Source organism: Mesorhizobium sp. P2_C5_2 (genome assembly GCF_056404535.1).
In genome coordinates this window covers 652894-665890 of the sequence record NZ_JBFUDV010000004.1, presented here as the reverse complement: position 1 = coordinate 665890, position 12997 = coordinate 652894, and the positions used below count along the sequence as shown (strand labels likewise).

General features: G+C 60.5%; 9 protein-coding genes and 2 pseudogenes. 6 read left to right on the top strand and 5 right to left on the bottom strand.

Features of this window, described 5'->3' with window-relative positions; genetic code table 11:
- Nucleotides 1-791 precede the first annotated feature (791 nt).
- Nucleotides 792-1118: a hypothetical protein gene (locus tag AC1D1B_RS18430; protein WP_477333870.1), complete on the top strand. Its 327-nt coding sequence runs from the start codon at nucleotides 792-794 to the stop codon at nucleotides 1116-1118.
- Nucleotides 1119-1707: 589 nt separating this feature from the next.
- Here the strand turns inward: AC1D1B_RS18430 and AC1D1B_RS18425 are convergent.
- From AC1D1B_RS18425 to AC1D1B_RS18410, 4 genes and pseudogenes are all read right to left on the bottom strand, one after another.
- The gene (locus AC1D1B_RS18425) at nucleotides 1708-3516 is read right to left on the bottom strand and encodes an OmpA family protein (RefSeq protein ID WP_477333869.1); all 1809 of its coding nucleotides are present in this window, start codon (nucleotides 3514-3516) and stop codon (nucleotides 1708-1710) included.
- Between the two features lie 372 nt (nucleotides 3517-3888).
- Nucleotides 3889-4570: pseudogene (locus AC1D1B_RS18420) on the bottom strand (class I SAM-dependent methyltransferase).
- 299 nt (nucleotides 4571-4869) lie between these two features.
- Entirely contained in the window at nucleotides 4870-5103 is a 234-nt protein-coding gene (locus tag AC1D1B_RS18415) for a hypothetical protein (RefSeq protein WP_477333868.1), read from the bottom strand.
- A 199-nt stretch (nucleotides 5104-5302) separates the two neighbouring features.
- Entirely contained in the window at nucleotides 5303-5482 is a 180-nt protein-coding gene (locus AC1D1B_RS18410) for a hypothetical protein (RefSeq protein ID WP_477333867.1), read from the bottom strand.
- Nucleotides 5483-6192: 710 nt separating this feature from the next.
- Between AC1D1B_RS18410 and AC1D1B_RS18405 the strand changes: the two genes are divergently transcribed.
- From AC1D1B_RS18405 to AC1D1B_RS18390, 4 genes are all read left to right on the top strand, one after another.
- The gene (locus tag AC1D1B_RS18405) at nucleotides 6193-7983 is read left to right on the top strand and encodes a DUF1963 domain-containing protein (RefSeq protein WP_477333866.1); all 1791 of its coding nucleotides are present in this window, start codon (nucleotides 6193-6195) and stop codon (nucleotides 7981-7983) included.
- A 288-nt stretch (nucleotides 7984-8271) separates the two neighbouring features.
- Nucleotides 8272-8520 carry a hypothetical protein gene (locus tag AC1D1B_RS18400; RefSeq protein WP_477333865.1) on the top strand — a complete coding sequence of 83 codons (249 nt, stop codon included), beginning with the start codon at nucleotides 8272-8274 and terminating at the stop codon, nucleotides 8518-8520.
- A 79-nt stretch (nucleotides 8521-8599) separates the two neighbouring features.
- The gene (locus tag AC1D1B_RS18395) at nucleotides 8600-9646 is read left to right on the top strand and encodes a DUF4274 domain-containing protein (RefSeq protein WP_477333864.1); all 1047 of its coding nucleotides are present in this window, start codon (nucleotides 8600-8602) and stop codon (nucleotides 9644-9646) included.
- A 635-nt stretch (nucleotides 9647-10281) separates the two neighbouring features.
- Nucleotides 10282-12033 (top strand): adenylate/guanylate cyclase domain-containing protein, encoded by a 1752-nt coding sequence (locus AC1D1B_RS18390; protein WP_477333863.1) that lies wholly within the window; start codon nucleotides 10282-10284, stop codon nucleotides 12031-12033.
- A gap of 164 nt (nucleotides 12034-12197) precedes the next feature.
- Here the strand turns inward: AC1D1B_RS18390 and AC1D1B_RS18385 are convergent.
- Nucleotides 12198-12347, bottom strand: a pseudogene (locus AC1D1B_RS18385) (integrase); the annotation flags it as partial.
- Here AC1D1B_RS18385 and AC1D1B_RS18380 point away from each other — a divergent pair.
- Nucleotides 12279-12770, top strand: a complete 492-nt coding sequence (locus AC1D1B_RS18380) for a hypothetical protein (protein ID WP_477333924.1) — start codon at nucleotides 12279-12281, stop codon at nucleotides 12768-12770. The pseudogene AC1D1B_RS18385 and the gene AC1D1B_RS18380 overlap by 69 nt on opposite strands.
- Nucleotides 12771-12997 lie beyond the last annotated feature (227 nt).

Genomic DNA, 12997 nt, shown 5'->3' with positions numbered 1-12997 from the left:
TCGACCAAACCTCGGCTTGGGATTGCCGGAGCAACCACTCTGCAACGTGGTATGCACAACCGGGAAGCTATTTCCAGTTCTTGGAGGCGGCGGTTGTACCGGCGCTATCGACGCTGCCGCCTAGTCGCCGCGTGGGGGCGCGGATTGTCCCTGCGTAGTCTGGCGATCCTGGTGACAACGACCGCTTGAAGCGGGGCGCCCGCGCCGCCTTAGTCTAGGCCCGAGTTTCGGTCGCTGTTTTGTTAGTACCAGCAGCAGCAGCGACGGTCTCGGCCTTTTGGGCGTGGTCCGAAGCGATTTTCAGTAGAATGGAAGCCGTTGCGTCGGCCGTCCACCCCTGCGCTTCTGCGGCAGTCACCAAGGCCGCAAAGGCTGCTTCCAAAGCCACCTCGCAGTTGACCTCCCTGTCTGGGCTGTTCTCCCGCAAGATTGGTCCTTCAACGGCTTGGGACATCTGAAAAGCGGCTGGCCGCCGAAAGGTTTCTCTTGCCACGGTTTTGCGCCGCGTCGTGTCCCCCATACCGGTTGACAGTCTGCATCTCTGGCCGAGCCCCCCGCTGGCGTCTCTTTGCCTTCCACTGTGTCCTCGATCTTTACCCCTCTCCATCGCCACCACTTCCGCCGCATAGTTGCAACCCGGGCACAGCTGGCGGCGAATGACACTTCCTGACTAAAACACGGCAGGGGCGCCCGTTCTCAGTGCTCGATGATCTGTGTGATGTCGAGGGAACAACCGCTGCTCCAGAGCGTTTTTGTCCCGACGGGACATTCTCAGCTCATGGAGAGTTGTGATGTTAAGAAAACTGGTTCTCTCATCGGTGATCGCAGTCACTTGTGCTGCCGCCGCCGTCCATCCGGCAAACGCCGGCGGTGTCATCATCGGCTTTGGTAGTGGTTATGGCGACGATTATGGAGACAATTACGACTACTATGGTGACAGTGATCGGTACCCCGACTATTACGGTCAACGCTATTCCCAATACGACGACATGTATGACAATGGCTATAGACCCCGTTACTACCATCGGCATCATCGACACCATTGCCGCGTGGTGCTGATCAAGCATTGGCGTCATCACCACCGCGTCATCGAGCGAGTTCGAATCTGCAGGAGGTAATGGTATCAGGTCCGGCCAATCTGGACGGACTGAGCGCTTGAGTTCTACAGTTCTCGTAGCCGATAAGGGTACTTAACGCAGGTGGTCCGCTCGATCGCGGAGACGTTTCCGCTCGGGCGGCCTGCCGTTTTTCAGACGGACATGACGCTGGCTTTCTCGGCAACAATTCTGCCCTTTGCCAGCTTCGCGGTCGGTAGGTGGCCATGCTTAACGACGAACGGACGACCAAGCGCCGCGCGCACCACGCAGTGGGCGGGTACATTCTGGGGGAAGTTCAAGTCCCGCATCAAACACCCGCGCGCCGGCGGCGAGGCAGTCCCCGCATTTTGATAAGAGCCGGCGGCTTGTGCCTCAGGTACCCGTCGCTCTCAGGTGGACTAAGAGCGACGGGCGGTGTTGCCTGAAAATGCGGAACTGCTACTTTAGCCGCAAGCGGGATGCTAAAACCGCTGGGTAAATGAAGTCTTAAAAAGCCCCGTCGGGGTTTGAAAGACAAGCATCTTCCGTCATCGGAGCAGGCCGGGCATTAGTCCCTTGGCGCAAGTGTCTCGCGATTCGGGAGCCATTACCGAATCGCGAGATGTCTTGGTCAGTTGGAACTGGCGACGGGGGCCACAAGTGGCGTGATGCGGCGAATAGCGACGCGGCGGTTCTGTCGTTCGGGTCCTGTCGTGTTCACCTTAAGATAGCGCTCGCCGTAGCCTTGGGTCGTCAGGTTCTCTGGCGCGATGCCAAAGGCATTGGTGAGGGCCTCGGCAACTGCCTCGGCTCGCTGGTCGGACAAGGCCAGGTTTGCATTGTCGCTACCGACGGCATCGGTGTGGCCCTCGATCAAGAAGGTTTCCGCCGGGTTCTTCTTCAGCAGCCGCTCCATTGCGTCCGCAACTCCTTGCAGCTTTTTGACTTCGCTGTCCGAGATCGTCGCCGAGCCGGAGTCGAAATTCAACGTGTCGAGATCAACGCGCCGGGCGATGTCGCGCACACGCGCCGAGCGTTTGACCTCATCGACCGAGTAGAGGCGCTGGACCTTTTCCACGGGCGGTTGCTCAAGGAAGGTGTAGTAGTCGCCAGGATCCTCTACCAAATCCGACTCCAGGATGTATTGCTTGCGCGGGATGGTTAGCCGCATCGGCGGCAAGTCATCTCCAGGGTCGCGCCAATCCTGCACGTCCTGGTAATACCGCTCGTCGACATAGCTCAACACATACTCGCGACCGTCGGGCGTGATGCGGGAGCGCTGGATGACGTCTCCATTGCGGTTGCGGATGGTGACGATTTGGTTGCCGTTGTCACGAACGATCGTCTCGCGGGTGCGGCCGCCCGGCAGATCCTCGTAATACACGTCCTTGGCACCACGGTTCATGCGCGGCGCTTCGTTGCTTTCGACGATCGTCTGGTTGTTGAACTGGATGATGACCCGGCCGCCAATTTCCGTGAGGACATCGGCGCCTTTTGGACGCTCCGGCGCTTGGGTGTCGGGCGCCTTTTCACGGCGAGTGCCCTTTTCGTTCGTCACCGGAACGATCTTCTCCGGCTTGATCTCCTGCTGCGCTGACTTGTCGTCGGCAGGTGGTGGTGCGGCATCTGCGGGGGCGGCCGCAGGCGCGGTGGCCTCATCGCTGCCGCTCTGCGGGGCGACCTTGCCATCCTTGCCCGGACGTTTCGCGTCCTTCTGGCTGTCCAGGATGGGGGCAGCGTTCGGATCGGCTGGCGCCTCGCCCTGGACTGGCTTTTCGCTTTGGGCGGGCGCGGCCGGCTCACCAACGGCCGGTTTTCCGCTGGCGGGGGGCTGCTCGGTTGAAGGTGGGGCTTTTGTCACGGGCTGGTTTGGTGCAGGCTGCTCGGCGGCAGGCTGCTCGGCGGCAGGTTTTTTCGTAGGTTCCGCCGGCTGTTCGCCCTGGGCAGGCGCAGGCTTAGCGGTCGCAGCAGGCGCCTGGGGAGCCGTGGTGGGCAAAGGCGCCTGATCCGCAGGTGGCTGGGCTTGCTTGCCTGCCGGTTCGTCTGGAGCCTTATTGGGCGCAGGCTCGGCTTGCGGCGCCGGCTCGGCCGGTTGAGCAGGCTGTTGCTTCGCGGACGGTTCAGCCGGTGCGGTGGATTCTGGAACGGGAGGTGCCTCAGACGCCGGGGCTGCCTCTTTTGGCTGCTCCTGCGGTTTAGGAGCAGGCTGTGCTTCGGTCGCTGGAGGTGGAGCAGCGTTTTCGGACGGAGCCTGCTGCCTTAGCGCGCAGGCTTCGGCGGACTCGCCCTCCTTACATTTCAACTTGATAAAAATCGGCGGTGCGGATGCGGCGAACCGTGCCGCGCCGAATGCTGCGCTGCTGAGCGAGCCCCCGAACGGCGCTGACGCGATGAGCAACCCGAGTGCGGTGCTGGCCAAAATCTTTGGTCGGCTTGTCATTTAAATTCTCCGTGTCGTGTCCCGTCGCTATCCAACTGGGCACTGGCACATTGGTTCCCCGTCAAGGATCGAATGGCGCGCTTGCCAGCAGACACGACAGGCGGATCAATCGCTACTCCCTCTGATTGGCACTAATTGTTGCTATTTCTATCTGGTAATCAGCGATACCGGCCGGGCCGCCTCACAAGATCCGCGTAAGCCCAAACTGAACCCTTCTGGCGCAATCCCGTTTGGCCGCACTAACCGTAGGCATAATAACCAGCAATCTCGAATCTGAAGGCATGCGCGGCTGCAACCTGGTGGTGTGCAAATGCGCCTCGGCTCAGAGGCTGGTCGCTACCTGATCGTGATCGAGAGCGCTGAGACCGCGCGTCACCGTCCATAAATGTCGGCCCGCGTCGGCGGCAGGCCGCTTGGACCCCGCGCGCGCTTGGTGACGACGGTCTGGAAAATCTGTGCCGAGGCGCGTTCGAAGGTGATCGAGCAGCCGGTGAGATAGAGCAGCCAGAGGCGCGCCTTGGCCTCACCCACCTCGGCGACCGCCTCGTCGAAGCGTGCCTGCAGCCACTCGGCCCACAGCCGGCAGGTGCGCATAATGCTCGCGCAAATTCTCGACATCGTAGACGAGGAAGCCATGCGCCTCGAGATTGCCGAGCGTCATCCCGATTGTGTCGAGTTCGCCGCCCGGAAAAATGTATTTGAGCAGCGCCTTGAACTCCGGCCCCTTGCGCAGGGTCTTCTTCAAATCGCCTTTGCTCCGCCTTGTGATGGCGTGGTGCAGATAGATGCCGCCGGGCTTGAGCAGGCGATGGACGGTCTTGAAATAGGTGGCGTGGTTGGCGAGGCCGAGATGCTCGAACATGCCGATCGACGATATCTTGTCGAAGGAGCCGGTGAGATCGGCGTAGGATTTGATCTCGATGGTGATGCGGTCAGCCGGTGATCCTCGACGACGCGGCCTATGACGCTTGGCTAGATCCGGCGACGCCGGTCGCCGCGGCGAAAGGCCTGTTGTTTGGCGAACCTCGACGGCGAGCTGCAGTAGCAAGCCCATTGAGCTGCCGCCTCCAGAAGCTGCCGTTTGTCTAGGCACCGCCGAGGTCGCTGCGGAGACAATCACAAGTCAGTTGGAAACGAATGTCACTTGAAGAGTAGAATGCCTTTCAAACCATTCAGTGACGCAAGACCGAAGGTCGTGCCTAGTCTCTGGCGCGCATTGGCCGGTCTTCTGGCCAGGCAGCTTTTGCCCACCCGACCGCATCGGAGTAAGATCGCTGGTTTCTAGGGTTCTCGGTCCGTCCGCGATAAGTTGCAGAGTGATCGGCAATCATTAGGACGCAAGGGCTCACCTCACTAAGCGTCACCGCTCACTCGGCCTGCGATGGCGAATGCCTGTAGGTTTTTGACCTTTCCGTGGTCTTGGTCGGCGTTAGCGATAATTGAAAAGAACGCAGCGTGGACGATGTCTTTCTTTGACGCGTCCGGGTGTTCCTTCCTTGCCGCCTTCAATAGTTTTCTCGGCGTCATATCTGGCGTCACAATCCGCATCAGGATGTTGCTGATCGTCTGTAATTCCGTTGCATCCATTGGGAAACTCCATCCACGGCTCCCCACGAGTTTAGCAGAGCGCCATTGTTAGCTGAAACTAAATTGACGTTACAATGAGAGACGGGCCAGCGCTCCGGCTGGGTCGGCTGTCTCATAAAGACGGAAGCGCTTCGCCACAATGCCGTCAACCGGCTGGCCGGCCAGTGCCGCTCGGTAATGGGAAAGTCGTGCCGACAGTTCAGTCTTCCTTCAAATCTTCGGCTTCGTCCTTAAGCTTGGCCCAGTCGGCACCATGCTTCCGCAACAAAGCGCGCGCCTGTTTCGGCGCAACTTCGGCAATTTCCGTCAGGTGCTCTACCTCCAGCTCTTGCCCCTTTACCACGCGGCTCACCTTCTTCTTTTTTTCTTTGGTAGCCATTTCCTCTGTCCTTCTCTCGCATCGTCGGATGAACGAGGACCGGGAAGAGTGGTTCCGGGTCGCGCACCGTCGCTTGCCCGCTTGAAGTCCGGCCACATAGGGGACTTAGCAAAAGTCGCGGATCTCCCACTCCAGCCACATGAAGGGCCTGGAGGACGTATTAACATCGTTGATTTTATTGGTTTTTTCGTGGGCCAAAATCAGAAATCTTCCCGTATAGTTCCGTATGCTCCCGCGGCAGCCAAACAGTCGAGTTTAGGGACAACGGAGCTTGCTGGCCAAGCTGCAGACGACGATCCAACTGCAGAGACGAACAATATCGGCACCTGCTAGAGCGCCTTCGCCTCACCCGAAACGCGCGCAGACCTCATCGACCATAGCCAGCAGCACCTGATCGTGGCGAAGATCGCCGTAGTGAGGGCGGCTTCGATCTCGCGCGATCTGTTCAGGTGATGCCACCAATCGATCGGGTGCGCATAATGTGGGTTCTCCCACTAGTTCCTGTCTGACCGACGGGCGATTGATGACCAACACCTTGGTATCATTGTTTCAGCTTCAATGACGCCAGATACCTAGAATAGAGCATCTGAGGAAAGTCCTCGAATCCGGGATGCCCGTCCCCGAGTGCGACAGGCTGGACTTGACGTCGCAGCCATACGATCTTCGGTGCGGGGTCACTTTCGACGCGATAGCTCGTGGCGGGGACACAAATGCTCGATGCAATCCTTACCTTCATCGCCACGTTGTTAGTCGCGGTATTCGCGATGATAATGCTGCTGGCCGGCGTCGAGACATGGCACGGCGCGATGATCGAGCCGCTTCTCCTGCGCCGAACGCTCCTGCTTCTCATCCCGATAGTAGGGATCGGCCTGGCGTTTCTTCAGGCTCGCCGCAGCCTACGTAAAGCTCGAGCGAAACGCGTGGCGGCGGATTCCCGCGAGAATGCCCGCGCGGCCGGGCGGGCTCGCCCTGCCGCGGACCTCGCTCGCCCGCGCACCAAGGCTGCCGACGGCGACGTCGCCGCAAAGATGGCGGCGGAGTCCCAGGCGCAGGCCAAACGCTCCGACGATGCCCACAAGGCGAAGATCCGCGCGCATGTCAAGCGCAAGGCACCGCCCACCAGCGATGCCGACCGCGCGGCGATTGCGCTCGCCTCGCGCGCCTGCCTTGCCATCCGCCACGTCTTCCCGCCGCGCCACCCGCAGGGCTCGATGAGCTTTTTCGGCGGCGTGCCGCTGGCGCCCGACGATCTGGACTGGCCGATGATCCACAACCGCAAGGGGCTGCTCGAGCCGCTCACCTTCATGGGCCAAGTCGACCTCGGCGCGCTGCCCGACGGGCCGGCACGCTCGGTGCTCCCCGCGCACGGCTATCTTTATTTCTTCGCGCCGATGTCGGGCAATTTCGACGTCGATGCGGGCCACTTCGTCGTCCGCTACGTCGAGGGCAAGGCCCGCAAGGACTGGGGTCCTCAGCACAATCCCGGATTTCTGGAGCCGATCGACGGCGCCGAGAACGCCCGCTACCGACATCCCTGGCTGACCTGGCACGACAAGCCGGAGAAGGTCTATCCACGCTTCTATCCGCGCATCGAGATCGAGCTCGGCTGGTTGGAGGACGTCGCCGAAGTAGAGGAAGGCGATCCGGATGCCGGCGACGGCTTCCCATGGGAGGTCGCCAAGCAGCGCCGCCGCCAGCAGCTCGTCGCGTTTCACGGCGCGCCGGTCTCCTGGAACAACGCGCTCTCCGCGCACGACAAGCCCACGGACCGGCTCTGGATCCCCTTCGAGGGTTTTCCGACCAACCGCCGGACGGCGGAGGTCCTGCTGGGTTACCTGAAGTCATACATCAAGGAGGAGACCATCGGGATCAAGGCTCGGCTCGACACCCTGCCGGCGAGGTTCGAGGACCCGGAGGGGTCGCGGCTCTCCGCCCTGCTCGAACGCTACGCGCAATTCGAAAAGGACCGCTGGCGGATTTTTCAGTTGGCAACGACCGGAGAGGCCCAGCGTGGCAAGGCGCTCGACGAGAACCAGCGGACCGACCTCCTTGCTCTACTCGAGGAATTGCGCGCCGGCGCGCTGCCGGAAGGTGTGCTCGAGCGCCACTATACACACAAGCGCTTGCCTATGGTGCTGAACGACTGGATCGCGAGGGCAGCGGTCGAAGGCGCCGAAAGCGCGCTCGCCGATCCGGACGGGATCGCGCAGGTGCCCGACGCTGTCGTCGAGGCGCTCCGCTACCGGCACAGCGTGCTGCGCGATCCAGACTTCAGCAAGAACGGCTCATACGCACAGCACCAGATGCTGGGCCGCGGCGTCGCCATCCAGGACGCGGCCGAGTTGATGGCGCCCGAGCACATCCTTCTGCTCCAGCTTCGCTGGGACAATGCGCTCGACTGGCACATGGGCGACGCCGGCGCGGCGCAATACTGGATCCGTCCGGCCGACCTAGCGGCGCGGCGCTTCGAGAACGCCGTGCTCACCTTCGAGAGCCACTGAAGCGAGGGTGTCTTACGCGGGCGCTGGTCGGCCCGCTGGACAGCCGGCGATAACGGGTGGGGTTAGATGGCATCCGGCAATGATAGGCAGTTGCTCGCCCCAGCTGTTCGCGCGTTGGGAGTGCTCGACCAAACGGCCCTGACGAAAATCGGCATTTAAGGGGCGCGCTGGGACGAGGAACATGCGACTTACTTCAGGGGCAATCTCGTCCCGGCGGTTGTGGCAGCACATGGATGGACGGAGGAGGTAGTCGCTTTCGCTCTCAAGGCGATGCTCCGTGATAGCGACATGGCAGGTGATGTCTGGCGCAAGCTCGGGATGCGGACGGCTATGGAAGAATCCGTTTCGCCGGAAATATTCGTCGCTCGTATCGTTTCCGAGCTGAAGGCCGACCCGCGCGAAGAGAGTTTTCGCTTCGGACACTATTCTCTGTTGCGACTCTGGGAGTCGGCGACGGAGCGAACCGCTTGGGAAGAGCGGTTGTTTGCCGAACTCGATCGGCTGACGCCTGAGGACGATGGGCGCGACGGCAGGTGACGACGATTGAGATTGCCCGTGTCCCGAAAAGCATACGCGCGGTTGTCCAAGGGTCTCGTTAAAGGCATTCTACGCGGGCATGGATGACTATATCAGCAAGATTGTTCAGCTTCGCCCATTAATGACCCAAGCTCGAGTCGACGAGACATTTCCGCGCGAGAAGTGGTCCGAACACAGTCGTGGCGGAAAGTTCGGCGTGCAGTTCGGCTTCGGGCAAAGCGCGAACAACGATCCCAGCGGAATCGCCAGCGACCACATCGTGGAAAAGATCGAATTCAGATCCCCTTTTCCGGGTTCTATCAGCCTCTACGGCTTCGTGATCGGGATGGCTCGATCGGACGCCGACAGCGAGATCGCCAGACTCGGCCTTGCCACGATGGAGATCACCCATCCCGATGTCAGGTATCTCAGCGGCAACACGGATGACGGGTTTGAAATCATGTTGATGTTCAGGAAAGACTCGCTCGAGCAACTGACCATCTGCCAACCCGGTCATTCGAGGATCATGGACGCCCGGCAAGCGTTCTGGAAGGAGCGGTCGGAGAAGGAACGAAAGCGACGCGAACTCGCCAGCGCCTGGAAATATATAAGCGCCGACGACGACGCCATGCTCCTGACCTGGGCGAAACATTGCCAGCCATGGGACGACTACTCGCCAAGCGAATTCGTGCGCTATGCAAATTGGCTGCGCCAAGCCGATCCCGATCAACGCCATGTGGCGGCGCTGAACTGGAATTGGGATTACGGCCTGGCGCCGCTGCTCTGGATCACCCGGCGCGAAGACTGCGATCTGGCGACGGCCTTGCACGTCTTCTTTGGCAGTAGCCCGGAGTTTTATCTGCAGTTCGAAGGCGACCGGTCTCGCGTTGCGGAGAAGCAATCAGATTTGACGACATTCGACATGATGATGGACATCAAAGCTCGGATGGAACGCGGCTTCTATCAGCGCTCGGCGATCCAGTTCGACTTGTCACGGAACCTCGAGATCATCACCCGGTACAAGCCAACACTCGGCCAGCTGGCCGCGGTCCTTCCGGCCAACCTTCCGACAAGCGGTGCCGGACGCCGCATCGCGCACGAAAACCGGTTCGGAGGCTTAGACATCCCAGCGTTCGGGATCAACTGATCAGCGTCGACGCGTCTCCCGGTGCGACTCTCGGCCTTGGACGACCGATCGTAAGTGGTCCCTAGTAGTTTGACTGAGCCCAAAGAGTTTTTCCGTTCGAGGCAGCGGGGGGCAGTGCACTAGCTGCAACGCGAATGCCCCGCCGGCAAAACGGACAACTTGCATGTCCGGAACTGGCGCAACCGCGACCTCCAGCTTGGTCGCCGGATCGTCTGCTTTCAGGCGGCTTCAGAGCTCACCTTAACGGCCGACATGAGGCGCATTGCTGTCCGGCCGTTTTGGGCCGCTTCCTGACTGTCCGGTTTCGGGGATCGCCCAGCGGTAAGCTGCCGTTCTTCGCCCGACCCCATTGCGGACATCGACGCGCCGCCGCTTCAACAGCGGCTCAGCGCCCCCTTCCCGCCATAGAGGCTGGTCGCACCATTTCCCGCGAGCAGTCGTTCCACTAAAAAGGCCGTGGGCGGCAAGCCGACTGCCAGGTCTTAGGCAGCAGCGTCGAAAAATCTTACCTTTAGTGGTCAGGGCGGTGGGCAACCCGCCCTCTTGGCCCATTCGACAAATCCGGCCAGATGGACATGTCCGCGGCGTCGCAATACAATTACGGATAGTTCCTGCCTTGGGGGCCATCGCACAGCATGGCTGAACAACGCGCTCAACGTCGCCTTGCCGCCATCCTGGCCGCCGATGTGGTCGGCTATAGCCGCATGATGCAGCAGGACGAAGCCGGCACGCTAGCGATACTGAAGGATCGACGGAAAACCGTTCTCGAACCGACGGTCGCCAATCACGGTGGCCGGATCTTCAAGCTGGTAGGTGATGGTGCTCTCATTGAGTTTGCCAGCGCTGTGGACGCAGTCGAGTGCGCCGCACGGCTGCAAGAACGCATGGCTGCCGGAAATGCTGACCAGTCGGACGGTCTCCAGATCGTGCTGCGCATTGGAGTCAACCTGGGCGACGTCGTAGTCGACGGCGATGATCTCTACGGGGACGGCGTGAATATTGCGGCGCGGTTGGAAGCCCTTGCCGATCCCGGCGGCGTTTGGATTTCAGAAGACGCTTACCGGCAAGTTCGAAGTAAGCTCGCGCTTTCGTTTGACGATCTTGGTGCTCGGGTTCTCAAGAACATCGCCGAACCGGTCCGCATCTATCGGGTCACAAACACGCCGGCAGTGACGGTTACGGCGACGACCACTTCGACACCTGAGAAGCCTTCGATCGCCGTGCTGCCGTTTGCCAACCTGTCGGGCGATCCTGAGCAGGACTACTTCGCCGATGGAATCGTCGCGGACCTCATCACCCAACTGTCGCGACTGCGCGATCTGCTGGTCATTGCTCGGAACTCGACCCTCATGTTCAAGGGCCGAACTGTGCGGGTTCAGGATGTGGCGCACGATCTGGGGGTACGCTTTATCCTTGAGGGGAGTGTGAGGCGCGCAGGGAACAGAATTCGCGTAACGGCTCAGCTGATCGATGGCGCGTCGGGTGGGCATGTTTGGGCCGAGCGCTATGACCGGGAGCTCACCGACTTTTTCGAACTTCAAGACGAAATCACCAAAGCCGTCACCGTTGCACTCCAGGTTAACTTGACCGAAGGCGACACAGCGCGGATCGCGGCCGAAGGGACCCGCAACTTGGAGGCGTGGGAAGCCTTCCTGCAGGGCCAGACCGCAATACTGAAGTTCACAAAGCTCGACAATATCCAAGCACGATTCTTCTACGAACGAGCCGTACATCACGATGCAAACTATGCGCTCGCCTTCGTTATGCTGGCGCACACCCATTGGTTGGATGCGCGGCTTGGCTTCACCCCCGATCCGGCGATCTCTCTTGGGCTAGCAAAGGCGGCCCTTCAGCGTGCGGAGGACCTTGTAGGCGAAACCGGCGCAGTTCTGCACTACAAGGGAAATGCTGCGCTGATGGAGTGGCGCCACGATGAAGCCCTTGAATTCCACCGCCGCGCGGGCGAACTGGCGCCGAGCGACGCCTACTGCGCGGCCGCATTCGGCATGACACAGGTCTATAGCGGCGATTTTCAGGGAGCCATAGCAACCCTGAAAACCTCGCGGCGACTCAGCCCATACGCCATCAACTGGGCTATCTACTACCTCGCCTGGGCCGATCTCTGGCAGGGCGATCTGGAGCAAGCGCGGTCCGATGCTGCGCTCTACCTGGCGCGCGAGCCACACGAGCCTTTTGCCTACATCTTATCGGCAATCACCGCTGCCGCCACTGGCCGGCTCGACGCCGCCCGCGGTCACATCACTGTCCTGCTTGGCAAGCATTCGGAGATGACTCGCTCTGGTGTTGCCGCCGCACAGTTCTATCGCGATCCCGAGCGCCTGCAGCGAATTATGGCTTGGCTCGAGGATGCGGGTCTGCCCGAATGACAGGAATTTTCTTGGTCACTTTCTACAGGTCTGTATGTGACACGAAGCGGTCACTAGCACCTCGCCACCGGACTGACCGCTTTCCACCCCATGGTGGTCGGGGCCGTTGAGATTGATAACCCGTCGAAGCGGTCATCCGCGTCGCGCCGGATGACCGCCCAACGTCAGATTTCGGTCCGCTCTGCCAAGAGCAGCGCGTCCTCCACGTCGACCCCCAGATATCGGACCGTGTTCTCAATCTTAGAATGTCCGAGCAGTATCTGGATGGCGCGGATGTTTCCCGTCGCCTTGTAGATCATGGATGCCTTGTTTCTCGGCCGCCCGCGGAAGAGCTTTTGGCGACTGGCTTCGTGCATTATGATTGTCACCGCAATTGCGGTGAGCAAGCTGCCAATGACCCGGATGGCAAAAGCAGACAGGTCACTGGATGGTTGCCTCATGGTGCAGACCTGATCCTCCATTCGGTCGCCATTATTGGAAACCAATGGATCTGTCTGACGCCGCAGTTAGTGCCTTCGCCGAACAGGTTTGAGTTCATTCCTGACCCTCATCTTGAGTGGCGCAATGCAGATGGCGGCACCACCCGGACAGCATTCCGTCATGGGAATGAAGTAACGAAAGCACTTCGCAGGGAACCAGGCCGTCATATCCGTATGCGTGACGAATTCCAGGCTCTCGTCGCAAGGGGACATTCGGTGATCGAAGCCAGAGATCTGATGGCAACGTCCGCTTTTTAGGAGATCGAACGTCGGTTCGGAATGACCGGAATGAGGCGCGAAGCAGCCGTTCAGAACGTAGAGAAACTTGGAGGAGCGTGTCGACGCGCGCTATCAGGAAGGAACACGTGCCAGAATTCGAGGCCTTTCCAAATTATCCAAAAACCGAATCTAGGGTCCCGTTTGTCCACAAGCACTCGCAATTCCGGCCGAGGTGTCACCCAGAAAGTTCGAAAGCTTCCATGAAC

Excerpts from the sequence above, each read along its gene's own strand:
- AC1D1B_RS18430 (WP_477333870.1), top strand. The coding sequence starts at position 792 with ATGTTAAGAAAACTGGTTCTCTCATCGGTGATCGCAGTCACTTGTGCT.
- AC1D1B_RS18425 (WP_477333869.1), bottom strand. The coding sequence starts at position 3,516 with ATGACAAGCCGACCAAAGATTTTGGCCAGCACCGCACTCGGGTTGCTC.
- AC1D1B_RS18415 (WP_477333868.1), bottom strand. The coding sequence starts at position 5,103 with ATGGATGCAACGGAATTACAGACGATCAGCAACATCCTGATGCGGATT.
- AC1D1B_RS18410 (WP_477333867.1), bottom strand. The coding sequence starts at position 5,482 with ATGGCTACCAAAGAAAAAAAGAAGAAGGTGAGCCGCGTGGTAAAGGGG.
- AC1D1B_RS18405 (WP_477333866.1), top strand. The coding sequence starts at position 6,193 with ATGCTCGATGCAATCCTTACCTTCATCGCCACGTTGTTAGTCGCGGTA.
- AC1D1B_RS18400 (WP_477333865.1), top strand. The coding sequence starts at position 8,272 with ATGGCAGGTGATGTCTGGCGCAAGCTCGGGATGCGGACGGCTATGGAA.
- AC1D1B_RS18395 (WP_477333864.1), top strand. The coding sequence starts at position 8,600 with ATGGATGACTATATCAGCAAGATTGTTCAGCTTCGCCCATTAATGACC.
- AC1D1B_RS18390 (WP_477333863.1), top strand. The coding sequence starts at position 10,282 with ATGGCTGAACAACGCGCTCAACGTCGCCTTGCCGCCATCCTGGCCGCC.
- AC1D1B_RS18380 (WP_477333924.1), top strand. The coding sequence starts at position 12,279 with ATGTCCGAGCAGTATCTGGATGGCGCGGATGTTTCCCGTCGCCTTGTA.